General features: G+C 46.4%; 24 protein-coding genes. 8 read left to right on the top strand and 16 right to left on the bottom strand.

Translation table 11 applies throughout. From position 1 onward, the window contains the following. Positions 1-58 precede the first annotated feature (58 nt). Together rsmH and mraZ are read right to left on the bottom strand one after the other, a co-directional pair. Positions 59-997 carry a 16S rRNA (cytosine(1402)-N(4))-methyltransferase RsmH gene (rsmH, locus tag I5M27_RS04355; protein WP_200504916.1) on the bottom strand — a complete coding sequence of 313 codons (939 nt, stop codon included), beginning with the start codon at positions 995-997 and terminating at the stop codon, positions 59-61. Between the two features lie 2 nt (positions 998-999). Then, on the bottom strand, positions 1,000-1,470 hold the full coding sequence (mraZ, locus tag I5M27_RS04350; RefSeq protein WP_200504915.1) for a division/cell wall cluster transcriptional repressor MraZ: 471 nt from the start codon (positions 1,468-1,470) through the stop codon (positions 1,000-1,002). Positions 1,471-1,724: 254 nt separating this feature from the next. On the opposite strand from mraZ, the gene I5M27_RS04345 reads away from it, so the two are divergent. The 7 genes from I5M27_RS04345 to I5M27_RS04315 all read left to right on the top strand — a co-directional run bounded on the left by I5M27_RS04345 (position 1,725) and on the right by I5M27_RS04315 (position 7,484). Then, entirely contained in the window at positions 1,725-1,964 is a 240-nt protein-coding gene (locus I5M27_RS04345) for a hypothetical protein (protein ID WP_200504914.1), read from the top strand. Continuing rightward, a complete protein-coding gene (locus tag I5M27_RS04340) occupies positions 1,894-2,553 on the top strand; it encodes a hypothetical protein (RefSeq protein WP_200504913.1) in 660 nt (219 codons plus the stop codon). Before I5M27_RS04345 ends, I5M27_RS04340 begins: the two co-directional genes overlap by 71 nt. A 115-nt stretch (positions 2,554-2,668) precedes the next feature. Continuing rightward, positions 2,669-3,088 carry an HYC_CC_PP family protein gene (locus I5M27_RS04335; RefSeq protein WP_200504912.1) on the top strand — a complete coding sequence of 140 codons (420 nt, stop codon included), beginning with the start codon at positions 2,669-2,671 and terminating at the stop codon, positions 3,086-3,088. Between the two features lie 121 nt (positions 3,089-3,209). Then, positions 3,210-5,384, top strand: a complete 2,175-nt coding sequence (locus I5M27_RS04330) for a TonB-dependent receptor (RefSeq protein ID WP_234462396.1) — start codon at positions 3,210-3,212, stop codon at positions 5,382-5,384. A 190-nt stretch (positions 5,385-5,574) separates the two neighbouring features. Then, complete coding sequence (locus tag I5M27_RS04325) at positions 5,575-5,925, top strand: heavy-metal-associated domain-containing protein (protein ID WP_200504910.1); 351 nt, start codon at positions 5,575-5,577, stop codon at positions 5,923-5,925. Positions 5,926-6,075: 150 nt separating this feature from the next. Continuing rightward, positions 6,076-6,630: a YfiT family bacillithiol transferase gene (locus I5M27_RS04320; protein ID WP_200504909.1), complete on the top strand. Its 555-nt coding sequence runs from the start codon at positions 6,076-6,078 to the stop codon at positions 6,628-6,630. Between the two features lie 32 nt (positions 6,631-6,662). Further along, positions 6,663-7,484, top strand: a complete 822-nt coding sequence (locus tag I5M27_RS04315) for a DUF6544 family protein (protein ID WP_317193550.1) — start codon at positions 6,663-6,665, stop codon at positions 7,482-7,484. Here the strand turns inward: I5M27_RS04315 and I5M27_RS04310 are convergent. The 13 genes from I5M27_RS04310 to I5M27_RS04250 all read right to left on the bottom strand — a co-directional run bounded on the left by I5M27_RS04310 (position 7,481) and on the right by I5M27_RS04250 (position 19,744). Then, entirely contained in the window at positions 7,481-8,194 is a 714-nt protein-coding gene (locus tag I5M27_RS04310) for a fatty acid desaturase (protein ID WP_200504907.1), read from the bottom strand. The two genes, I5M27_RS04315 and I5M27_RS04310, sit on opposite strands and share 4 nt — an antisense overlap. 10 nt (positions 8,195-8,204) lie before the next feature. Continuing rightward, positions 8,205-8,696, bottom strand: a complete 492-nt coding sequence (locus I5M27_RS04305) for a VOC family protein (protein ID WP_200504906.1) — start codon at positions 8,694-8,696, stop codon at positions 8,205-8,207. Between the two features lie 96 nt (positions 8,697-8,792). Continuing rightward, positions 8,793-9,638, bottom strand: a complete 846-nt coding sequence (locus I5M27_RS04300) for a 4-hydroxy-3-methylbut-2-enyl diphosphate reductase (RefSeq protein WP_200504905.1) — start codon at positions 9,636-9,638, stop codon at positions 8,793-8,795. A 26-nt stretch (positions 9,639-9,664) separates the two neighbouring features. Next, positions 9,665-10,357 carry a lycopene cyclase domain-containing protein gene (locus I5M27_RS04295; RefSeq protein ID WP_200504904.1) on the bottom strand — a complete coding sequence of 231 codons (693 nt, stop codon included), beginning with the start codon at positions 10,355-10,357 and terminating at the stop codon, positions 9,665-9,667. Further along, positions 10,357-10,854, bottom strand: coding sequence for a hypothetical protein (locus tag I5M27_RS04290; protein ID WP_200504903.1), 498 nt, complete (start codon positions 10,852-10,854; stop codon positions 10,357-10,359). The genes I5M27_RS04295 and I5M27_RS04290 overlap by 1 nt, the downstream gene beginning before the upstream one ends. Before the next feature lie 188 nt (positions 10,855-11,042). Continuing rightward, the gene (locus I5M27_RS04285) at positions 11,043-11,561 is read right to left on the bottom strand and encodes a hypothetical protein (RefSeq protein ID WP_200504902.1); all 519 of its coding nucleotides are present in this window, start codon (positions 11,559-11,561) and stop codon (positions 11,043-11,045) included. Next, positions 11,562-12,395: a phytoene/squalene synthase family protein gene (locus I5M27_RS04280; protein WP_200504901.1), complete on the bottom strand. Its 834-nt coding sequence runs from the start codon at positions 12,393-12,395 to the stop codon at positions 11,562-11,564. Between the two features lie 196 nt (positions 12,396-12,591). After that, entirely contained in the window at positions 12,592-14,067 is a 1,476-nt protein-coding gene (locus tag I5M27_RS04275) for a phytoene desaturase family protein (RefSeq protein ID WP_200504900.1), read from the bottom strand. A gap of 87 nt (positions 14,068-14,154) precedes the next feature. Further along, a complete protein-coding gene (locus tag I5M27_RS04270) occupies positions 14,155-14,667 on the bottom strand; it encodes an RNA polymerase sigma factor (protein ID WP_200504899.1) in 513 nt (170 codons plus the stop codon). 583 nt (positions 14,668-15,250) lie between these two features. Continuing rightward, complete coding sequence (locus I5M27_RS04265; protein WP_200504898.1) at positions 15,251-16,132, bottom strand: MerR family transcriptional regulator; 882 nt, start codon at positions 16,130-16,132, stop codon at positions 15,251-15,253. A gap of 16 nt (positions 16,133-16,148) precedes the next feature. Next, positions 16,149-16,601: a sterol desaturase family protein gene (locus tag I5M27_RS04260; protein ID WP_200504897.1), complete on the bottom strand. Its 453-nt coding sequence runs from the start codon at positions 16,599-16,601 to the stop codon at positions 16,149-16,151. 42 nt (positions 16,602-16,643) lie between these two features. Beyond that, positions 16,644-17,417: an enoyl-CoA hydratase/isomerase family protein gene (locus I5M27_RS04255; RefSeq protein WP_200504896.1), complete on the bottom strand. Its 774-nt coding sequence runs from the start codon at positions 17,415-17,417 to the stop codon at positions 16,644-16,646. Between the two features lie 215 nt (positions 17,418-17,632). Then, the gene (locus I5M27_RS04250) at positions 17,633-19,744 is read right to left on the bottom strand and encodes a ComEC/Rec2 family competence protein (RefSeq protein WP_200504895.1); all 2,112 of its coding nucleotides are present in this window, start codon (positions 19,742-19,744) and stop codon (positions 17,633-17,635) included. Between the two features lie 222 nt (positions 19,745-19,966). Here I5M27_RS04250 and I5M27_RS04245 point away from each other — a divergent pair, with 222 nt between their 5' ends. Beyond that, a complete protein-coding gene (locus I5M27_RS04245; RefSeq protein ID WP_200504894.1) occupies positions 19,967-21,304 on the top strand; it encodes a M23 family metallopeptidase in 1,338 nt (445 codons plus the stop codon). 166 nt (positions 21,305-21,470) lie between these two features. Here I5M27_RS04245 and I5M27_RS04240 read toward each other — a convergent pair whose 3' ends face one another. Further along, positions 21,471-21,899 carry a GNAT family N-acetyltransferase gene (locus tag I5M27_RS04240; RefSeq protein WP_200504893.1) on the bottom strand — a complete coding sequence of 143 codons (429 nt, stop codon included), beginning with the start codon at positions 21,897-21,899 and terminating at the stop codon, positions 21,471-21,473. Positions 21,900-21,967: the final 68 nt, after the last annotated feature.

The following is a 21,967-nucleotide window of genomic DNA, read 5'->3' as shown; positions in this document are numbered from 1 at the left end:
CGCCTAAAAAAGCGGGGGTTTCCCGCTTGCTTTTTTTTTAGTTTTTCACCCGGAAACCCTAGCGTTTTTTGCTTTTCTCGTCAAATTTCAGCTCGCCGGTTTTAGTGGCAATCCGGAGTTTGGCGCTGCGCGAACGGTTGTTTTCCAGCAGCTCTTCGGCACTGGGCGTTAAGGCTTTGCGCACCACGGCTTCCAGCGGTTTTATTTCGTTGCCAAAAAAGTCTTTCTCCACGTCGCCGTGAAATTTGCCTTTCTGAATAAAGTTCTTCACCAGGCGGTCTTCCAGCGAATGATAGGAGATCACTACCAAACGTCCGCCCGGTTTTAATACTTCGGCAGCCTGCAGCAGCATTTCTTCCAGGGCTTTCATTTCGTCGTTGGCTTCTATTCTGAGCGCCTGAAAAACCTGGGCCAGGTATTTATTTTCTTTGCCTTTGGGCGTGCAGCCGGCAATGGCTTTTTTAAATTCGGCAATGGTATTTATTTCCTGACCGTTGCGGGCGGCTACAATATTCTGGGCTAAGGTTTTGGCGTTTTTCACTTCGCCGTACATGCCAAAAATTTTGTGCAGCTGCTCTTCGGAATAGGTAGCAATAATTTCCTTAGCAGAAAGCGGCGCGTCGGTATCCATGCGCATATCCAGCGGGCCTTCGAAACGGGTAGAAAAACCCCTTTCGGCGGTGTTGAACTGGTGCGAAGAAACGCCGAGATCCGCCAGAATCCCGTCCACTTGTTTCACGCCGTAAAGCCGCAAAAATTTCTTTAAGTGGCGGAAGTTGGCTTTCACGAACTGAAAATTCGGACCTTCCAGTTTTTCGCTTTGCGCTTCGGCATCCGAATCCTGGTCGAAACTGTAGAGTTTACCGGTTTCCAGGTGTTTCAGAATTTCGGCCGAATGCCCGCCGCCGCCAAACGTTACGTCTACATAAATGCCGGCGGGGTGAATAGCGAGGGCTTCCACCGACTCGCTGAGCATAACAGGATTGTGGTAAGCCATACTTATATAACAGGTTGTTGCGGGGCCGGCTGGTCGCCGAGGAATTTCTGGGCCAGGTTGGAGAACTGCTGCTGGTCTTTAATTAAAAAGTCCTCGTATTTCTCCGGGTTCCAGATCTCCACGCGGTTGCCTAAACCCACAATAATTACTTCTTTTTCTATGTCGGCGTAGCGCTGCATGGTACGTGGCAAAACAAATCGACCGGTATTATCGAGCTCGAGTTCGGTATTGCCCCGAAAGAAATTCCGCTGAAATTGGCGGTACTCTTCGTTGAATTCGTTTAAAGCGGCTACCCGGTCGTAAATGGTTTTCCATTCCTGCTTCGGGTACAGTACCAGGCATGGCTCAAACCCGCGGGTCAGCACCACCTGGTTACCCGACGCCTCCGGCAGGTTAGCTTTTATCTTCGCAGGTAAAACCAACCGGCCCTTAGGGTCAAGCTTGCACTCGTATTCGCCGGATAAAAAATTCATACAGTAACTACACACTTCACCCCTTAGTTTAAGAGGTAAACAAAAGTACACAATCGCTAAAAACGAAGCATCACTTTTCCCCACTTTTTACCACTTTGTGGATAAATTATGGTTATCCACCCCACTTATCCACGTTATCCACATTTACAGAGGTTAGGTTTTTAAAATCCGGAAGCAAACTCTTTTAGTTTTATCGCTAAAAAGCATAGCGTTTTATTTACAACTATTTGTTTTTCAATATATTAGCAAATAAAATGACAAAACACTATCAAAAACGACTTAAAAAGTGGGGTAAAGTGGAGGAAAAATCCGGCGGTGGGGAAAAGTGGGGAAAGCAGCGATTTGTAACAAAAGCAAAAAAAATAGTAGCGCTTTCAATAACAAATATTAAATTAGCTGCTTCTGTAATAAAAATGTCAGGCTATGAGAATACTGCGTCCGCTTGCCCTGCTTTTACTTTCGCTGCTAAGCTTTTCGGCGAAATCCCAAACTGAAACGGTAATGAAGCAGGAGCGAAAACTGCAGCAGTTGTATTTGAGTTTAGGTGTTGGAGGCTCTTTTATAAATAGCACCAACATGGCTTCAACAGGAGCAAATGCTTCGTTACATCTTACAGCCGCATTACCTAAAAACAAATTGGTCCGGGGCGGATTATTTAGTAGCTCTTTCGCCGATACACAGCCCGCTTCGCAAAAATGGAAAGAAGATAACCACCGGATCAATATGGTGCCGGAGCATTTTATTGGATCATATTTTTTAACCGCAGGGAAACGTAAACAATTTGATAAATTTTTGCAGTTTCAGGCCTTTGCCGGTTTAAGTTATACTAAATATGAAGAACCAATTTCCGTTCACCAGCGAACCGCAGACTTTGGTTTCTTCGGAACTTATCAGGTTCTCGGTTATGAGGTTAAAACTCATCACAAACCCGGCATTATCCTTCAGGCAGAAGCTATGTTTTTACCTTTGCGTTTTGCCGGACTAACTTTAGGCGGTTACTACCATTTTGTACCAAAGATATCGAATGGCGGTTTTACAATAAGCCTGAACCTAGGAAGAATCCGGATAAAGGAAATTCTGTAAAACAAACTGCGAAATCTGTAACGTATCTCTTTCACCCGAAACTACCTTTGTAACGTAAACCAATTAACAAAGCGGCCATAAAATATTCTGCCGGAAAAATCGTATATTTGTAGAAATGAAAACCTTGCTTAAAAGATCGGTTAGTTTGTGGCTTAGCCTCGCGGTGCTTCTGGGTTCCGTGGGCCTGACGATGAGCGAGCATATCTGCCTGATCAGCGGCAAGGTAATGCTGAGCTACGAACACAAACAAGACCCTTGCGCTTCGCACGGCGAAACTGACTGCGAAAAACCTTCCGAAAAACCGGTCGCCAAAAAGAAATGCTGCGAATTTAAATTAGACCAGCACAAGTTAGAGCAGGCGGCCCAGCAAAAATTAACCCAGTTCGCCTTTGTCTGGATCGCGCCGGAAGCCACTTTTTTACCGGTTTTCCCTACCGTTTTAGTTACCCAGCAGGAAGTACTAACCTACGCCAATTCCAGTCCGCCGCTTTACGGCAAAAACCTGCTTTATTCCCTGCATATTCTGCGCGTTTAGTTTAAAATTCTGAATAAAAATGCCTTTCCGGAAAACCGGATCTGCCAAAATTTTATTTCTGAATTTTAAATTTCAAAACGCTATGATTTTAGCTCTAAAAAGTCGGAAAACGCTTTTCGGCTTGCTTTTAATATTATTATTTCCCGCCGTTGCTTTTACCCAGAACCTGAACGGTCAGGTTTTTGACAGAAGCGATAAAAACACGGTTCTGCCGGGCGCGAGCCTGGTATGGGCCGGCACCACGTCCGGTACTTTATCCGATAGCAAAGGGACTTTTACCTTACCCTTTTCCACCCAAACCAACAAACTGGTTATCAGCTTTATCGGCTATAAACCCGATACCATAACCGTAAAACCAAAAGAGTTATTCCTCAGGGTTTACCTGGAAGAAAGCGGCAGTTTGCAGGAAGTGGAGATTACCGCCAAACAAGACCGTTTCGATGCTAAAACGCCGATCAAAACCGAGATCATCACCAGCCGCGACCTCGAAAAATCGGCCTGCTGCAACCTGGCTGAAAGCTTCGAAACCAATGCTTCTGTAGAAGTAAGTACCACCGATGCCGTTTCCGGCGCGAAGCAGATACAGATGCTGGGCCTGGATGGTGCGTACACGCTTTTAACCACCGATAACGTGCCCGCGCTGCAAGGTCTGGCCACCCCTTTCCGCCTCAATTATCTTTCCGGAACCTATATTGATAACATCGATATTATTAAAGGTACCGGCTCAGTTCTGAACGGCTACGAATCTATTTCCGGGCAGGTGAACGTGAAACTGAAAGACCCCGAAAAAGCCGACCGCGTGTTTGTGAACCTTTACGGCAACGACCTGGGCAAATGGGATGCGAACCTGAACGTAGGCCACAGTTTTTCGGAGAAATTAAGTACCGTTTTAATGCTGCACACCGCGCAATTGCACAACCGCGTAGATCGAAACGACGATGGTTTTATGGACCAGCCGCTTGGCACGCAATACAACGTATACAACAAGTGGAAATACACTTCCGGCCGGTTTGTAAGTGAAGTTGGCTTGAATGCGTTAAGAGAAAACCGCATTGGCGGGCAAACTTCCTATAAAGAAGGCAGCGGGGCAGCTTCCGGTAATTACGGCACCGAAAGCCTGACTGACCGCGTTTCCGGATATACCAAACTTTCGCTTACTTCCAAAAACAAACCCTATGAAAGCCTGGGCCTGATCCTTTCGGGCAGCAACCATAAATTCGATTCTGAATACGGCTTCCGGAATTACGACGGCGAACAGCAATCGGCGCTGGCCCGCTTCATTTTCCAATCGGCTATTGGCACTACGGCGCATACCTATAAGTTAGGCGCAAGCTTTGGCCACGAAAACCTGCGCGAGAATTTTGAAGATACGCTAATGACGCGCAAGGAATATATTCCGGGAATTTTCGGCGAATACACGTACAATAACGCGCATAATTTAACGGTAGTAGCCGGCGCCCGCACTGATTTTCACAACCTGTACGGCACGGTTTTCACGCCCCGTTTGCACGTAAAATACGACCTGAACCCGAACAACATTTTCCGGATTTCCGGCGGCAAAGGCTTTAGAGTAGCCAACCCGATCGCGGAGAACAGCGGCGCGCTGGTGAGCTCCCGGCGCTTTATTTTCCAGGAAAAACTGCAACCCGAAGAAGCCTGGAATACAGGCGGAAGTTTCACGAGATACTTTACGCTGGGCGGCAAACCGGGTACTTTCATTGCCGATTATTACTACACCACGTTCCAAAACCAGGTAGTTGCCGATATGTACAGCGTACCGGAAGCCGTAATTTTCACGAACCTAGAGGGCCGCTCTTTTTCTAACAGTTTCCAGGCAGAAGTGCAGTATGAACTGGCCAAAGGGCTGGATGTAAAAGCGGCTTACAAATATTTCGATGTTAAAAGCAGCTATGAAGGCAAACTCATGGACCGGCCGATGAACCCGAAAAACCGGTTCTTTGTGAACGCCGGCTACGCGACCGCTTTCGATAAATGGCGTTTTGACGCTACGGTGCAATGGTTTGGCAACCGCAGTTTACCCACCATTGCCGATCATGCCGGAAACGTGGAAACAAACCGAACTGCCGACCCTTTTTCGGTGTTAAACAGCCAGGTAACGCGCAGCTTCAAGCATTGGGATATTTATGTGGGCGGTGAAAACCTGCTGAATTTCAAACAAAAAGACCCGATCATGAACGCCGACCAGCCTTTCAGCCATGGATTTGATGCCAGCATGGTCTGGGGGCCGATTTCAGGCCGGGTAATTTATGCCGGCCTGCGTTACAAACTGAAATAAGGCACGATATTCGTATGTTCGGGCTAGGAATGTTCGATTGTTTGATAATATAGAAAAATTCACATATTGCGTCATCCTGGAAAAAACAGCAGGAATTATCAGATCAGAATTTGCTGTAACAGATTCCTTGCAAGCCCGGAATGACTGAAAAAATTAATCAATATTCATTAATCATTAACCATTAAAAGAAATGAAAACGTTTAAAGTACTTTTTACCGCTTTTACCCTCCTGATTTTTGGATTGAACGCGCAGGCACAAGGTAAGAAAACGGAATCGATCAAGATCAAAACATCCGCGGTATGCAACATGTGTAAAGCAACCATCGAAAAGGGCATGGCCTACGAAAAAGGCGTGCAGAAAGCTGAGCTTGATGTTGCTTCGCAGATGTTAACAGTACAATACCGCGCCGACAAAACCAATGTAGAAACGCTGCGCACTGCCGTAAACCAACTCGGCTACGATGCAGATGAAGCGGTTGCCAATGAAAAAGCTTATAACAAGCTCGACGATTGCTGCAAAAAAGATAAAGGCGTACATTAATCTTAACAGAAACCCCAGAACGAAAGCCCTCTGCTAAAAAAGCGGAGGGCTTTTTTTAATTAAAATTTTCCCGGAAAAACGGTATCTTTTCAAGTACAAAAACCCTAACTTCCCTCCTGTCATAAACTGCTAACCTAAGTTCCTGAAACGATGAACAGCACCGGAAATATAACGCCTGAAGAACAGGAAAAACTGCGCTACCCCATTGGCAAATACGACCGCAGCCAGCCTTTAACCGAAGCCAGTCTCCGTGAGGCGATCGATGCGATTGCCGGAATGCCGGGTGAATTACGCGCTGCCGTGGTTACGCTTTCGGATGAACAACTCGATATGCCTTACCGGCCCGGCGGCTGGAGTTTACGCCAGGTCATTCACCACCTGGCCGACAGCCACATGAATGCCTATATCCGTATGAAACTGGCGCTGACCGAAGAAAACCCGACCATTAAACCTTACGAAGAAGCCCGCTGGGCCGAACTGCCCGATGCACAAGGCGACGTAGAGATTTCGCTGGATCTGCTGGATGCCTTGCACCTGCGCTGGGTACTTTTGCTGGATAACCTTACGCCGGAGCAATGGAAACGCACGTTCAATCACCCGGAATCGGGCGTAACGCCTTTAGCAATGGCTGCCCATGTATACGCCTGGCACGGAAAACATCACTGCACCCAGGTTAAAAACCTCCGCGAAAAAATGGAATGGTAAAAAGTGTTGAATGATTTAATTTCGTCTTTCACATGAAATTGAAATTTCTAATTCCCACAGCTTTTGGCGCTCTAGGACTCGGGTTATTGTTAAGCCGGAAAATCTCAGCAAACCAATTCCGGGATGAAGTAAGCGGTCTGTTCGCCAGTTCAGGCCAAATTTCTCATAAACGATTTTCGTACCAGCAACTGGAGGGATTGCCAGCACCAGTACAACGGTATTTCCGGTTGGTTTTGCCGGAAGGACAAACGTATATCAGCTATGTACGCCTAAAGCATAATGGGCAGTTTAAATCTGATCTGGAGAAAGATTGGATGGATATTAACGGAGAGCAGTATTTCACAACTCAGAATCCGGGATTTGTATGGCGAGGCAAAACATCGGTGTTCACTGCTACCGATAAATTAACGAACGGGAATGGCAGTCTTTCAGTAAAATTATTATCCAGCGTTAGAATTGTAAATGCCAAAGGCGAAAAATATAATCAGGGCGAATTGCTCCGATGGCTGGGCGAAAGCGCCTGGTTTCCTACTAATTTGTTGCCATCACCCAATTTAAAATGGGGGCCAATAGACGCGGAAACAGCCCATTTAACCTATCAATACAACGATCTGAAATTAAATTATAAAGTCCGCTTCAATCCATCCGGCGAGATAATTTCCTTTGAAACCAAACGTTACCTGGGCAATACTAACCTGGAAAGCTGGATTGGAAAATACAGCGATTACCGTAAAATTAATGGCGTTTTAGTGCCCACTAAAGCTGAAGGCGCCTGGATCATGAACGGACAGGAACACCCGTACGCCCGCTTTAACGTTACAGAACTAGAATACGATCAGCCGAAATTATTCTAAAGTTGTTTAGGAACGACTTTTTGCTTGGCTAGCAGATCTTTTTCCTGATACAATTTCCACCAGGGCAGGAAAGGTTTATCGTGGTGCTCGTAGTGATAACCGAAAAAATAGCAGCTTACAAAAGCCCAGACGTGATTTCGTTTCAGGGTAGTTGATTTATGCTTGTTTTCGTGTTCGCCTTTATGGGGTTGGTAGGTACCGAAATAAAACAATTGGAACGTGGCGAAAATGGCAGGCAGCATCCAATACAAAACCACGTTTTCCAGCGGAAAGAAATACTTTAAAAGATTGAAGGTAACGGCCATTGCCAGCATTTGCGGCCAGGTAATATACTGCTTCAGAAAACTAAAATACCAGAGCCAGAAATTACCGCCATGGTAGTCAGGATCTTTTTCAGTAGCTACAAAATGGTGGTGCTGATGGTGTTTGGGCAGCAACCGCGGATACCAGTTAAAAGCAAACAGCAGCGCACACACAAAACCAATAAAATTATTCAGCTTTCTATTGCCGGGAGCCGCTACGCCGTGCATGGCATCGTGGGCGGTAATGAAAAGACCCGTGTATAAATGGGTTTGCAGCAGCAACAAAATATACGGCCACGGCCGGGTAAAAACGGTAGGGAATTGCAGCGAAAAAGTCAGTAAACCAAACCAGCCGGCTACGATTAATGCCGCAATAAAAACACCTGTATATTTCTTCCGGAAACTCACTTCAGATAAATTACTTCAGGGTACTTAACAGACCCTGCAAATCCAGCGGACGGGTGTACATATCAATGCTGCCATCCGCCTTTTTCGGCCACACCTCGCGCGGTTTGTCCCAGTAAAGTTCCACCCCGTTATCGTCCGGATCGTTCAGGTACAAGGCTTCGGAAACGCCGTGATCGGAAGCACCGGTAAGCGGATACTTATGGTCGTGCAGCCGAGTGAAAATAGCTGCCAGATCTTTACGGGTAGGGTACAAAATGGCCGTATGAAACAACCCGGCGCTGTTTTTTGGCGCCGGTGGGCCGTCTTTGCTATACCAGGTATTTAAACCAATGTGATGGTGGTAGCCTCCCGCCGAAATAAAAGCTGCCTGATCGCCGTACATGGTTATGAGTTCAAAGCCCAGCAGATCGCAATAAAAATCCATGGCGCGCTGCAGATCGGCCACTTTTAAATGCACGTGCCCGATGCGGGTTTCAGCCGGAATAATGTATTTTTCAGCCATAAATTCAGGTTAGAGTTTTTTGCTTTAAAACCATAGCGCTTTCAGATGAATCTGTAAGACTCCAGCGTTTCCGGCAAGATCATAAAATAAATATTCTCAGAATGAAAGCAAGGCCCGCTGCACATCCTCCATCAGCCACATGGGCGTAGACGTAGCACCACAGATTCCAACGCTTTCGCCAGGTGCAAACCAGTTTTTATCGAGTTCATCTACCGCTGAAATGAAAATGGTATTCGGGTTGGTTTCCTTGCAAACGTTAAACAACACTTTACCGTTGGAAGATTTGGTGCCCGAAACAAAAATTACTTTATCGAACTGCTGCGCAAATTTACGGAGCTCTTTGTCGCGGTTGCTTACCTGCCGGCAAATGGTATCGTTGGCTTCAACTTTATACCCGGCGGTTTCGAGCGTGCCTTTTACATGATAAAAATTGTGCGTGCTTTTGGTGGTCTGGCTGTAAAGCGTAATATTTTCCGGAAGGTCGTGCTGCAAAAGCTCATCCATACTTTCAAAAACCACGGCTTCATTTTGCGTCTGGCCAAGCAAACCCAGCACTTCCGCATGACCATGCTTGCCGTAAATGTAGATCTGTTCGTTTTTATCGTGCGATGCCTTAATGCGGTTCTGCAATTTTAACACTACCGGGCAAGAAGCATCAATCAGCCGCAGGTTATTTTCCAGCGCGGTCTGGTAAGTACGAGGCGGTTCGCCATGCGCCCTGATCAGCACCGTTTCATTACGAAGGTCCTTAAAAGCTGCGTGATCGATAATGCGTAAGCCACGTTTTTCCAGGCGTTGCACCTCCTCGTCGTTGTGTACAATATCGCCGAGGCAATATAAATAGCCTTGCTCATCCAGCATATCTTCCGCCATCTGAATGGCATAGATCACACCGAAACAAAAGCCGGAACCGGGATCGATCTGTATGCGGAGGTTTTGCATGTCTGTCTAAAGTTAAATTTAATTAATTAAACAGTATTTACTGCTAAATGTTTCCGTTTCGCCCGGATCAATTCGAAAACCGTAACCGGCAATAAGAGCAAGAGCATGGAATAATAGGAATCTTCTATAGGAATGGTGTAGACCCGCAGGCCGAGGTTAAAATCGTTGTTGTACCACACAATAGGAATAGCTGTAAGTACGCCGTTAACGAGCAGAAAAGGAATTAAATGCACCAGATACGCCCGGTAAAACTTTCCCAGCAAAGCAAAACCAAACAATTTAAAATGCAGCACAAACATTACGATCAGGAAAACCGCCGTAGCCGAAGTGTAAAGGCGGGGCAAATTAACCGCAGCCAGAATGGCTAAAAACGCTATCAGAACGAAGGTAAAAACCCGGGCGTGTTTCTGAAAAATGCTTTCGCCGAAATACACATTCAGGCATTGATAAATGAAAAGGCAGGCATAAGGCACGGTAAAAAAGAACATCACTTCTTCCAGAGGCAAGCCAAAAATGTTTATTCCCAGCAAATATTCCGGATTGAAGCCCCAGATGCCGCGCTGCGTGAAATAAATATCCCAGGGAATAAAAACGGCAGCGTTTACAAAAATGGCCGGAAACAATGCCGGCCAGGTTTTATAAAATGCCACGCGCTTATCGAAGGAAAGCGCCAGCGGGAAAAATATGGTAAACAAATTCAGGTATAAATAAATATACATCAGGTTTTTACAGTTCGGAGTTGTTGTTTTTCAGTTTCATTCAGATGGTCGGAAGTCAGCAGAAAGTCACGCATCAGTTTATAGGATTCTGCATCTAGGCCCGATTTCGGATATTTCAACAGGCTATTCATTACCATTATTTTATCTTGTTCCACGTGGCTGCTCAGGTTGAGGTAACGCGGAATATAATATTCTACTGTGTAGCGCAGAAACCGGATCTCCGGGTTATCGGCATCCAATTTTACGGCCTGATCAAACAAAGCGGCCGAATTTTTCAGGTGCTTCAGTTTGCTGTACGGCCCCCAGGCATGTTTGGCCATTATTGCTTCCGAAACCGCTTTAAATCCCAGAATTACGGGTTCCTTGCCTTCGTATCGGGCCATTAGTTTATGGAACGACTGGCCGGTTTCGGCACATTTACTTGCTTTCTGATAATACGTGCGTAATTCCGAAACTTTATAGGCTTCTGTGGTGCCGCGCCCGGCTCCGAAGCTCAAAAAGATATAAAGTAAAATCATTCCCATAACGCCAACAATTAAAAACCATAAAACCCTGGTAACCACCGGATGTCCTCTTACCGATTAACCTTTATTTTTACGGATTGGTTGCCTTGTTGGCTGAAACTTTCACGTAGGTTTTTAATGCACTAACGAAACATTGCAGCTAATTGCTTGTTTTGCCGGGCTCATAGCCTTAATTGTTGCACGAATTGCTTTTCCTGCTCCGAGCATTCGCAATACTGCCGCATAAAATCGCGCGCAATGGTAGCGGTTTCCAGGGTAAATCCCGAATTGGGAAACTTCCTTAAACCATTCAGCAGCAAATTCTTATCTTCATTCACGTGTTCGCTATAGCCAATAAAATCTGGCGTTTGCACTTCTACGGCGTAGCGCATGAATCGGATTTCCAGGTTTTGCGGGTCGCGTTGCACTGCCTCCGAAAAATATTGCTGTGCTTTTTTCACATTTTTAAGTTTATTCAGCGGGTTAGCGCCATATTTGGCTTTCAGGGCATAAGCGCCGGCTTTATACGCGATCAGAATTCCTTCCTTCCCGCCGTAGTTCCCTATTTTCTCAAACAGCAAATCTGCTTTCTTTTCGCTGTCGCGGGCTTCGTAAAACAATTGACGGAGGGCCGGAATATTGATTTCCTGCGCGGCAAAAACGCTATGGAAAAAGCTCCAGAAAGTAAAGAACAATATCATTTAGATGGTATTCAGTCGGTATCTTACATAGGACCCCAGCAGCAAAGCGAGCTTCGCATTATCGGGTACGCGCACGCGTTCGTTCAGAATCCGGGATGCCGGCAAGGCTTTTATTTTCCGGAAAAGTTTGCGGTAATAAATATAGGCCAGGTACACCCCCATGCGCGCCGATTTCGGCAAGGCTAAAATGCCAGCGTACGCTTTTTCAAAATCAGCTTCAATATCGGCTTCTATCTCATTTTTTGCCAGATTATCGAAGCCGTGAAAATTTACTTTCGGAAAATACACGCGGCCGCGGTCCTGAAAATCGCTTTTAATATCGCGCAGGAAATTCACTTTCTGGAAAGCCGCCCCCAAACTGCGCGCCGCTTCTTTCAGGCTTTCAAACTTCGTTTTATCGCCTTCGCAAAAAACCTGCAAACACATTAAACCCACTACTTCGGCGGAGCCGTAAATGTATTCATCGTAAAGTTCGCGGCAATATTGCTTTTCGTCCAGGTCCATTTCCATGCTTTTCAGAAAGGCTTCTATGTAAACCCGATCGATATTATACGCATGCACCACCAACTGAAAAGCGTGCAGCACCGGGTTCAGGCTTATTTTATTTTCGATGGCCAGCCAGGTACTTTCCCGGAATTCGTGAAAAAGTTTTTCGCGGTTGAAAGCATGGAAAGTATCCACAATTTCGTCGGCGAAACGCACAAACCCATAAATACCGTAGATCGGGAAATGGAACTTCTTATCTAATGTTTTAATGCCCAGCGTAAACGAGGTGCTATAGCGCTGCGTGATCAGGCGGCTGCATTCTAAACTGGTCTGGTTAAAAAGCTCCATCTTTTATTGGCGATTAGGGTTTAATGAATAGTAATTAGCAGTGATCTATTAATAAATGCCGGCAGTAAATCGGTACACTTTTGGGCGAAAAAAGTAGTTACCACCCCGCTCCGGTTATTTCCGTTCGGTTTTCATTTCTGATCAGCAATGTATTTTTCATGAGGAAAACTTATCGCTGATCATAAATCACGAATCACTATCCATATTCTTTGGCGATCTCTTCGGCTACAACCTGCCCCGAGATAAGCGAAGGCGGCACCCCCGGCCCCGGCACTGTTAACTGGCCGGTATAATACAGATTTGTTACTTTTTTGCTTTTCAGGCCGGGCTTTAAAATGGCGGTTTGCATAAGCGTGTTGGCCAGGCCGTAAGCGTTGCCTTTAAAAGCATTGTAATCCTGAATAAAATTATTGTGCGCGTAGCTGCGTTTGTAAACTACGTGTTCCCGAATATTTTGCTTGGTTAGTTTTTCCAGCCGGTCCATTACCAAATGGTAGTATTTTTCACGAATGGTTTCGGTATCGGTTAAGCCGGGCGCTACCGGAATTAAAATGAACAGGTTTTCGCAGTCTTGCGGCGCTACCGAATCATCGGTTTTAGAAGGCACGGAAACGTAGAAAAGCGGTTTTTTGGGCCAGGCCGGATCCTCATAAATTTCCTGCGCGTGCGGCCCGAAATCTTCGTCGAAGAACAGGTTATGATGGGTCAGATTCTGCAGTTTTTTGTTTATGCCCAGGTAAAAAATAAGCGAAGAAGGCGCTAAAACGCGGTTATTCCAGTATTCGGGCGTATAGCTACGGAATTTTTCCGGCAGCAGTTTGCTTTCTACGTGCTGGTAATCGGCCCCAGCCACCAGAATATCGGCTGTCAGCAAGCCAGCGGCAGTTTTCAGGCCCGTAGCCCTACCGTTTTCCAGCACGATTTCCTGCACCGCCTGGTTATATTTAAACTGCACCCCTTCTTCTTCCGCCAGCTTCACCATGCCTTCCACAATTTTATGCATGCCGCCCATTGGGTACCAGGTTCCCAGCGCCATATCGGCATAGTTCATCAGGCTGTAAAGGGCGGGCGTATTTTCCGGAACGGCACCCAGAAAAAGCACCGGAAACTCCATGAGCTGTACGATCTTTGGGTTGCGGAAATATTTACCGATATGCCTCCGGATCGAGCTGAAAATATCCATCCGCATAATGTCGGCGAGCAGTCTGGGATCCAGGAATTCGGAGAAGGAACGGCCGGGTTTGTATACCAGTTTCTGCATGCCAACCTGGTATTTGTAAGCAGCCTGCTGCATAAACTTTTCCAGTTTCGCGCCGCTGCCTTTTTCCAGACTTTCGAATAAGTTCTTTAAAGCAGGCAAGCCGGCAGGCACCGGCATAAAATCGTTTTCGCCAAAAATAACGGTATACGAAGGATCGAGCCGCACCAATTCATAATAATCAGCAGGCTTGCGACCGAATTTCTGAAAATAGGCTTCAAAGATATCGGGCATCCAATACCAGCTTGGCCCCATATCAAAAGTAAAACCCTGTTCCCGGAAAACCCGCGCCCTTCCTCCCGGACCTTCATTCTTTTCGAGTACTGTTACTTCGTACCCTTTACGGGCCAGGCTGGTAGCGGCTGAAATCCCGGAAAAACCGGCCCCAATTACTATTACTTTTTTAGGCTGCAAATTGAAAGCTAAATCGGATGTAGAAATTTCTGTGAAACAATTCACAATAAATATTAAACGGAAAACAAAAACGAACGTTGCAGTTTCCTAGTTTGTACTATAAATTTTCAGGTATTTTTTAAGCTCTTTCCGGGCAATATGGATGCGGTTTTTCACGGTACCAATCGGAATCTGGAGCTGATCGGCAATTTCCAGGTACTTGTAGCCAATGTAATACATCACAAAAGGCTTCCGGAAATCTTCGTTTAAACCCGCAATGGCACGGTTTATATCGGCCATCATAAACGTGGCGGTAGCCTGGTTATAAGTAATAAAGCTATCGTCGGTGGTATAATACTGAAAATAGTCGGTGCTGTCTATTTTGGTACTGCGCTTGGTTATTTTATTGTAATTATTAATGAATGTATTGCGCATTATGGTGTAAAGCCAGGCTTTCATGTTGGTGCCGGCCTTAAATTTATCGCGGTTCAGAAGCGCTTTCAACAGGGTTTCCTGCACCAGATCGCGGGCATCGTCGGCATCGCGGGTCAGCGTCATGGCCGCCGGCCGTAACGTAACAGATATTTCCTGAACCTGGTTGGTAAATTCTACGGCAGTCATGATGTTTAGGAATTAAGTTTACATTCTGAAACAATTGTACGGACAATTTAAAATAAAGCCAAATTTTTGTTTAATTTTATAAAACATTACTTAAACAAAATAAAATATAAGGCCTGTGGAAATAAGAAAAAATTCGGCGCATAGAAGAGCTACCACATAGCAGAATCTTCGCTTCGGTTAGGGAGTAACGAAATAAATCTTTGCTCGGATTGCAGCAATTGGCAATTATTAGGGGATAAGCGTGAAACTGCTAGCCAATAGCCTAAAAAAAAAAGTATAAAATTGGAAGATTTGCCTAAAAAAGTAAAACAAACTTAGAAAACGCTATGATTTAGGCTGGAAAAAGTAAGACCGATAAGCCAGGAAGTCTGGCAAGCAAAATGGATTCTATAATTTCCGAAATAAAGGGCCCGTAACCCTCTTTTTCAGGTATTTATATTAAAAAAAACCGGTAGCGGGCTTATAAATCTACATTTCAAACTTTTGAAGTGAAGATACTGGGCAATAAACCTGCAAAAGCTTGCATCGGGATTTTACAAACCCGAAAGAGGGAGCTTTTCTCCAGAATAAAATGAGCCAGCCCTCAGGCAGGGCTAACAGCATCAATAAATTCGGAAATGAATTGCAACTTTTTTATGTTTTCCGGGAATTTCAAGAAATTATATTGCGTCTGGTGCCCATAAACCAATATCCGGGTCCGGTGGAACTGCTGCGCAAGTTTATCCAGGTAATGTTGCACCTGGTCCCGTTCCGGAAAAGAAGTAAGCACCGTTACGATATGCTGCGGCTGGTAATACTCAAAAGCCCGCACCAGGTCAGCAAAAGGCAGGTTCTGGCTCAAGTACAAAACGTGATGCTTGCGGGCACGCAGCAGGTAATTCATGAAAAGCAGCGCCAGTTCATGCAGTTCGCCTTCGGGCAAATAAAGCAGGAATTTTTCGGAAGTGGCAGAAGGTGCTAAAACCTGCCCGTCGATGGCCACGATCAGTTTCTGGCGGATGAGGTTAGACACAAAATGCTCGTGCGCCGGACAGATATTATTGGTTTGCCACAGAATGCCGATCTTGCTCAGGAACGGATAAACCACCTGTAAAATAGCCTGTTCGAAACCGAGCTGCAGAATGGGTTTGTTAAGTGCTTTTTCAAAATGTTCTTCGTTTAGATCCAGCATGGCTGCGATCAGTGCATTAACCTGGCCCTGATTGTCGCCGGGCACTTCGGAAAGCGCCATAATTTCGGCCGAGATCTGGTCAGGTTTCATTTTCGCGATCTTCGAAATTTTAAACCCGCGTTCGTTCAGCAAAGAAACATTCAGGATATTCTTCAGGTCGGCATCATCGTAAAACCGGATATTGGTTTCGGTCCGCTTGGGCGACAGGATAGCATACCGCTGCTCCCAGATCCGAATGGTATGCGCTTTAATGCCCGAAAGATGCTCCAGTTCTTTAATGGAATAGTGTGCCACGTTGCTGCTTTAAATACTACTTTTTTTGTTTAGCCAAACGGAAGAATTTCGGATGCACCCACAACATGCCGAAAGATTCGGACCCATCGCGGCCGCGGGTTTTATGATGCACTTTGTGCGCAATATCCAGCGCTCTCAAATAGGCGTTCCCGGTTTTACCAAAAATTTTGAGCCGCCGGTGAATGTATAGATCATGTACTACAAAATAGACCAGCCCGTATAAACTGATGCCCACACCGGTCCAGAAACGCCAGTCCAGGTTTTCGGTACCGAAGATAAAACATAGCATGGCCAACAGGCCGTAATACGCAAAAAAAAGGTCGTTCCATTCCCAGAATGTTTTTCGGGGCGCGTGGTGGCTTTGGTGCAGTTTCCAGAGAAAACCGTGCAGCACGTATTTGTGCATGAGCCAGGCCTTTATTTCCATCAGTAAAAAAACAAGCAACGTTATTCCTAATCCGATCAACATACTTTTCCTAACCGCCAATCTGTTTTTTTGTTTCGGGTAAAATTACCAGCTCAGTTTTTCTTTGGTCAGAAATGAAGCAATGCCTTTTTTACAATCGGCGGTGGCGCGGGCGTGGGCGTTCATTTCGGCAGCATAATTTAACCCGTTTTCCAGCGTCATGCTTTGCACGCTGGCAATCATTTCTTTGGTAAGCGCCATGCTTTGCTCCGAATTTTCGGCAATGAGTTTTTGGGCGAATTTTGAAACGATTTTTTCCAGGTCTTCGCCCGAAACCACGTAGTTTATCAACCCGATCTTCTGTGCTTCGGGCGCATTGATCAGATCGCCGGTCAAAAGCAATTCCTTGGCTTTGGCTTCGCCGAGTTTGCGCAGCAGAAACACTTTTACAATGGCCGGAATAAAGCCGATCTTCACTTCCGTGTAACCAAATTTGGCTTCGGGTACGGTAAACGAAAAATCGCACACGGTCGCCAGGCCACAACCACCCGCAATGGCATGGCCATGGATCTGCCCGATCACCACTTTCTTTAGTTTATAGATCTGCAGAAAAAGCTGCATCAAATGCGTGGAATCTGCCAGGTTTTCTTCGTAGGTGTTGGCCTGTAATTGCTGCAGGTATTCCAGATCCGCGCCGGCGCAGAAAACGGCACCGTTGGCCCGCAAAACCACCACTTTACATTCCTCATCGGTTTCGGCGCGCGTAAAAGCGGCTTTCAGCTCAGTTACCACTTCGTAATTCAGGGCATTACGTTTCTCGGGACGGTTCAGCGTGATGTAGGCAATGCGGTTCTGGGTTTCGTATTGGATATAGCTCATGGTGCAGTTATTGTTTGGTTTTGCAAAAGTAGGAACCTTGCCGGATTTACAGCAGGAAGCGGGCAAAAATGATCCTTTCCCCATGATAAATTTCAGGATCTTATATCGTGGCCAGGAAAATGTCCTTGCTTTACGGAACTCCACCGCAAAACGGTAGGCAAAACGGCGTAAAAAGTATGATCTGAAACACCAGGTTCGCTCGAAAATAAGGTCGCTTATTTTTCAGTTTGAATAACGAAAGCGCCCTGCGAGCTTACATCATGGTGCGGAATTGCGGCAGACTTTAATTGCCTGGAAAGCCACTTTACGTACCAGGTTTCGTTCGAAGAATCGAAGACCAGCTTTTGAAAACGGAAATTACGTTGCAGTTTTTCAGCCGATATCCAGGCATTATTCCGGACCACGAGGTAATCTACCTGCAGTGGCATTTGCAGATCATTTTTCAAAGGTTTTTCCAGCGACAATATTTTCAGGCTCCGCCAGCTGAACACCCGCATTTCCTCGGTTTTGATCTGGGGAATCTTATCCGCATTGTTGCTATGCCAGCTTTGGTAATGTACGTTCCGGGTTCGGGCGGCCAGGAAAACGGGTTCCAGGGTGAAAGCAATGGCCTGCTTATTTTGCAGGAAAACCAAATCGGCAAAAACGGTAGCATTTTCACCCGAAAAACTCCAGACCGATTGCTTCGGTACCGCAAAAATAATAAGCTTCGGTTTCGTGTTTCCAGAAAAAGTATTGCTTAACTGGCTTCCGGAAAACAACAATAAAACGCTGCAGGCCAGTGCCAAATATTTCAGTTTGCGGCGGGCCATAAACACAAGTAAAAGCAAAATAAAACTGTAGATCAGAATAGCTTCCATACCCGAAAACGGGATGCGGTTGAGGAGCGCCAGGGGCCATTTTTCGAGCCACATCATACTTTCGTTCATCAGCCAGAGCAGGCCCTGCATAAGTTTGCCTAAAACCACATTTACGCCCGGAATCCAGAAAAAAGCCAGCAGCGCCAAACCGTTATAAAGCACGATGGTTGAAAGCGGCACCGCAATTAAATTCGAGATCAGAAAGTAAACCGGGAACTGGTGAAAATAATACAAGCTCAGCGGAAAAGTACCGATCTGCGCGGCCAATGAAACGCTCGTCATTTCCCAGAAAGTATCGGCGGCTTTGTTTTCAAAATCGAATAATTTATAGATGCGCGGCGCCAGGTAAACAATGGCCAGAACGGCTACAAAAGACAACTGAAAACCAACATCGAAGAGGAAAAACGGATCGTAGCAAAGCAGGGCAAAAGCCGCCGTGGCCAGCGTGTTGTACATATTGCTGCGCTTCTGCAACACCTGCGCCCCAACCACAAACGTAAACATCACCGCTGCCCGCAAAACCGATGGCGACAACGCCGTGATGAACGCATACCCCCACACCACGGTTAAAACAATTGCCGCCGAAAATAACCGGTGCGACGCAGTATTGCGCAAGCGTTTCAGGCCTAAACTTAAAATGGAAAATACCAGCCCCACGTGCAAACCCGAAACCGCCAGCACATGCATAGTCCCGGTGTTAGAATAAGTAGCTTTTATGTCGTTCTCGAGCTCATCTTTCACCCCTAAAACCAGCGCCGAAGCAATGCCATATTCCCGGTGCGAAGGCACGAATTGCTTAAATACAAGGTCGAGGTTGCGGCGCAGCTGAATGCTGAGCGCCATAACCGGATTGCTTACCTGCTGCCCCACTACTTCGAACTGCCCGGCATACAAATACTGCTGGTGGTGAATGTTGCGCGTAGCCAGGTATTGGCGGTAATCGAACTGCCCCGGGTTTAGCGGCGGATTTACGGCTTTCGGACTTCCTTTTATCAGCAGCACGTCGCCGTACTTTGGCCTTTGCAGGCTTTTTTCTTTCCGGAAACTTACCTGAACTTTACCGCTTACAGGTTGCCACTTTCCGTTTATTTTAACCTGTTGCAAACGGAGCGTACTCTGAAAAACGGTAGGCTTTTCGAGCAAAAAATCGTCTATAAAACCTGTGTAATGCGTTATTTCGCCGGTTTGGTGAAACAGATGGCCAGGCTGGTTTTTCTCCGTGCGGATCTCGTTGAGTAACCACCCGGCAGAAGCAAAACAAAGCAGCGCTGCAATTCCTGAAATCGAAAAAAGAAAAGCCGAGCGCCTCTTTTTTGCCAGGAAATAAAGCGAAAGAAAAATGCCTAAAGCCGCCAGAAAAACCCAAAGCGCAGCATGCCCGGCCCGTTCGAACTTAAGGGCAAGCTGGATGCCGGCAATAAAAGCCAGCGAGATCCGCACGAAGGGATATGGCGCCCATTTGATCATCGGAAGCGAGCAGTTTTCAGCACAAATGTTACCGGAGCTTCTACGCAGAATTATAGCAAAAGATAAACCAGCCGCTTTTAAATTCCAGCTCCAGCCTGCGGGAAATTTTTAATGCCGGGATTTGCACTACAATTGGAATGCTTCCGGCTTCCGGATTGTTAAATGGCAGCGTTGAGAATGCTTTTCAACTGTTTAAACCGAACTTTCAGAAAACAACGAAAAATGCATATAAAAACAGGATTGTGGTTGCTTTTACTGGTAATAACTTTATTGACCGGTTGCGGTGGCAAACAATTTACCCAAACTATTTTTCAGAAACGTACGCCGTACGAAGCTTACGTGCAGAACCTGGAGACAGCGAAATTGCACCAAACTGCGCTAGGAAAAACCTGGATGGCAGCCGGCGAAAAAGCGTTACAGGATTCCTTGCTCGTGCAGTTGCCTTACCAGGAAACCGGATATTTTAAAGCCGAACAACCAACAGCTGCCAGCGTTGCTTTCAGGGCGCGCCAGGGCGAAATGCTGGAAGTGCTGGTAACCACGCGCACCAAACAAAACATAAGGCTGTTCCTCGACCTTTTCGAGACAGCTTCGGGCCGGCCGCGCACCGCCACGCATGTAGCTGCCGCCGACACAACCGGTTTGCAGTTACGTTACCAGGCTGAAAGCGATCAGGTTTACTTATTGCGTTTGCAACCCGAACTATTGAGCAACGGCAGCTATACCACCACCATTGAAGCCAAACCATCATTAGGATTTCCGGTAAGTGGCCTGGACAGCCGCGCGGTGCAAAGCTTCTGGGGCGCCGACCGCGATAATGGCAGTCGCAGGCACGAAGGGGTGGATATTTTTGCAGCGAAAGGTACGCCGGCCATTGCCAGCGCCAAAGGCGTGGTGTCGCGGGTTGCAGAAACCCCGCGTGGCGGCAAAGTGGTATGGCTTACCGATGTAAATAACCGCCAGAATTTGTATTACGCCCACCTGGAGCAGCAATTGGTTCAGCCCGGCCAACAGGTTAATCCCGGCGACACGCTAGGTTTGGTTGGAAACACCGGCAACGCCCGCTCTACGCCGCCTCACCTGCATTTCGGTATTTATAGTTTCGGGCAGGGCGCGGTAGATCCTTATCCGTTCATTTACCAAAATACGCAGCAGCCCGCAACGCTCAAAATAGATGAGAAGCACTTGGGAAGTTGGGCAAGGATTGCTGGTAAAAACGCAGTTTTAAGAAATTCGCCAGAAGGCAAAGCGGAAACGGTAGCGAAATTACCAAAAAGCACCGCGGTGCAGGTTTTAGCCGGCACTAGTTCCTGGTATAAGGTTCAGTTACCCAATGGCCTGACTGGCTTTCTGCACAAAGATAATCTCGAAACCCTGACCAAACCGCTGCAAACCAAAACCGTGAAAACGGATGCCGAACTTACCGAACTTCCTTCCCTGACGGCGATGCCGATTGCGGCCTTGAAAAAACATACCAGCTTTACCGTACTGGGTTTGTTTGAAGCCTTTCAACTGGTAGAACTTTCCGATGGTACCCTGGGCTGGCTGCCCCAAACTTAAAAACACTTCAAACGAAGCACATAAAAAAACGGAACGCAAATATGAAAACATTTTACGTTCCGTTTTTTTATTGTCTGAATCGGATCGCGAGAAATTCACGGTATAAGTTCAGGCTAAACAAAAGAGTTTTTCAGGCTAAAAGTATAGCGTTTTTAATCTCTTAGATTCACGCCTGCAGCACCATTTTAAAATGTTCGATCTCGCATTCGGTAAACTGATCGCCTACTTTCTGAAAACCGTGGCGCTCATAAAACGGAATGGCCCGGAACTGGGCGTGTAAGTAAACGGTTTTACCAGGATGAGCTTCTTTTACATCCTGCAAAACGCGTTTTAAAATATGGCTGCCTACTGCCTTGTTGCGGAAATTTTCCAGTACGGCAAAGCGTTCCAGCTTCACGCCTTTGTCGGTTTCGCGCCACCGCGCTACGCCGGCCGGCTCGCCGTTGTAGGAAGCTAAATAATGGGCGGCAATGTTTTCAAATTCGTCGTATTCTTCTTCGTGGGGCACGTTTTGCTCTTCCACAAATACTTTCTGCCGGATCTGGAATACCGTTTCCAGGGCTTGTTCGTTATCAGTTTTTTGTACGGAAACCATAGCATTTTTTAAGCAAAAAGAAACCGTTCCGAAAACTTTTACAGCTTTAAGAACGGTCTCAAATTATT

Origin of the sequence: Adhaeribacter terrigena (assembly GCF_016623615.1) — a bacterium.
In the GTDB taxonomy this organism is placed as follows: Bacteria; Bacteroidota; Bacteroidia; order Cytophagales; family Hymenobacteraceae; genus Adhaeribacter_A; species Adhaeribacter_A terrigena.
Note: the sequence above shows the minus strand (reverse complement) of the source record. Positions and strands in the feature narration are given on the sequence as shown.

Coding starts and splice junctions, on each gene's coding strand:
- I5M27_RS04300 (WP_200504905.1), bottom strand. CDS start 9,638: ATGCAAAACCTCCGCATACAGATCGATCCCGGTTCCGGCTTTTGTTTC.
- I5M27_RS04260 (WP_200504897.1), bottom strand. CDS start 16,601: ATGTTGATCGGATTAGGAATAACGTTGCTTGTTTTTTTACTGATGGAA.
- I5M27_RS04250 (WP_200504895.1), bottom strand. CDS start 19,744: ATGATCAAATGGGCGCCATATCCCTTCGTGCGGATCTCGCTGGCTTTT.
- I5M27_RS04305 (WP_200504906.1), bottom strand. CDS start 8,696: ATGGCTGAAAAATACATTATTCCGGCTGAAACCCGCATCGGGCACGTG.
- I5M27_RS04340 (WP_200504913.1), top strand. CDS start 1,894: ATGAGAATACTGCGTCCGCTTGCCCTGCTTTTACTTTCGCTGCTAAGC.
- rsmH (WP_200504916.1), bottom strand. CDS start 997: ATGGCTTACCACAATCCTGTTATGCTCAGCGAGTCGGTGGAAGCCCTC.
- mraZ (WP_200504915.1), bottom strand. CDS start 1,470: ATGAATTTTTTATCCGGCGAATACGAGTGCAAGCTTGACCCTAAGGGC.
- I5M27_RS04270 (WP_200504899.1), bottom strand. CDS start 14,667: ATGACTGCCGTAGAATTTACCAACCAGGTTCAGGAAATATCTGTTACG.
- I5M27_RS04315 (WP_317193550.1), top strand. CDS start 6,663: ATGAAATTGAAATTTCTAATTCCCACAGCTTTTGGCGCTCTAGGACTC.
- I5M27_RS04280 (WP_200504901.1), bottom strand. CDS start 12,395: ATGGAGCTTTTTAACCAGACCAGTTTAGAATGCAGCCGCCTGATCACG.
- I5M27_RS04255 (WP_200504896.1), bottom strand. CDS start 17,417: ATGAGCTATATCCAATACGAAACCCAGAACCGCATTGCCTACATCACG.
- I5M27_RS04295 (WP_200504904.1), bottom strand. CDS start 10,357: ATGTATATTTATTTATACCTGAATTTGTTTACCATATTTTTCCCGCTG.
- I5M27_RS04335 (WP_200504912.1), top strand. CDS start 2,669: ATGAAAACCTTGCTTAAAAGATCGGTTAGTTTGTGGCTTAGCCTCGCG.
- I5M27_RS04325 (WP_200504910.1), top strand. CDS start 5,575: ATGAAAACGTTTAAAGTACTTTTTACCGCTTTTACCCTCCTGATTTTT.
- I5M27_RS04285 (WP_200504902.1), bottom strand. CDS start 11,561: ATGATATTGTTCTTTACTTTCTGGAGCTTTTTCCATAGCGTTTTTGCC.
- I5M27_RS04240 (WP_200504893.1), bottom strand. CDS start 21,899: ATGGTTTCCGTACAAAAAACTGATAACGAACAAGCCCTGGAAACGGTA.
- I5M27_RS04320 (WP_200504909.1), top strand. CDS start 6,076: ATGAACAGCACCGGAAATATAACGCCTGAAGAACAGGAAAAACTGCGC.
- I5M27_RS04245 (WP_200504894.1), top strand. CDS start 19,967: ATGCATATAAAAACAGGATTGTGGTTGCTTTTACTGGTAATAACTTTA.
- I5M27_RS04345 (WP_200504914.1), top strand. CDS start 1,725: ATGACAAAACACTATCAAAAACGACTTAAAAAGTGGGGTAAAGTGGAG.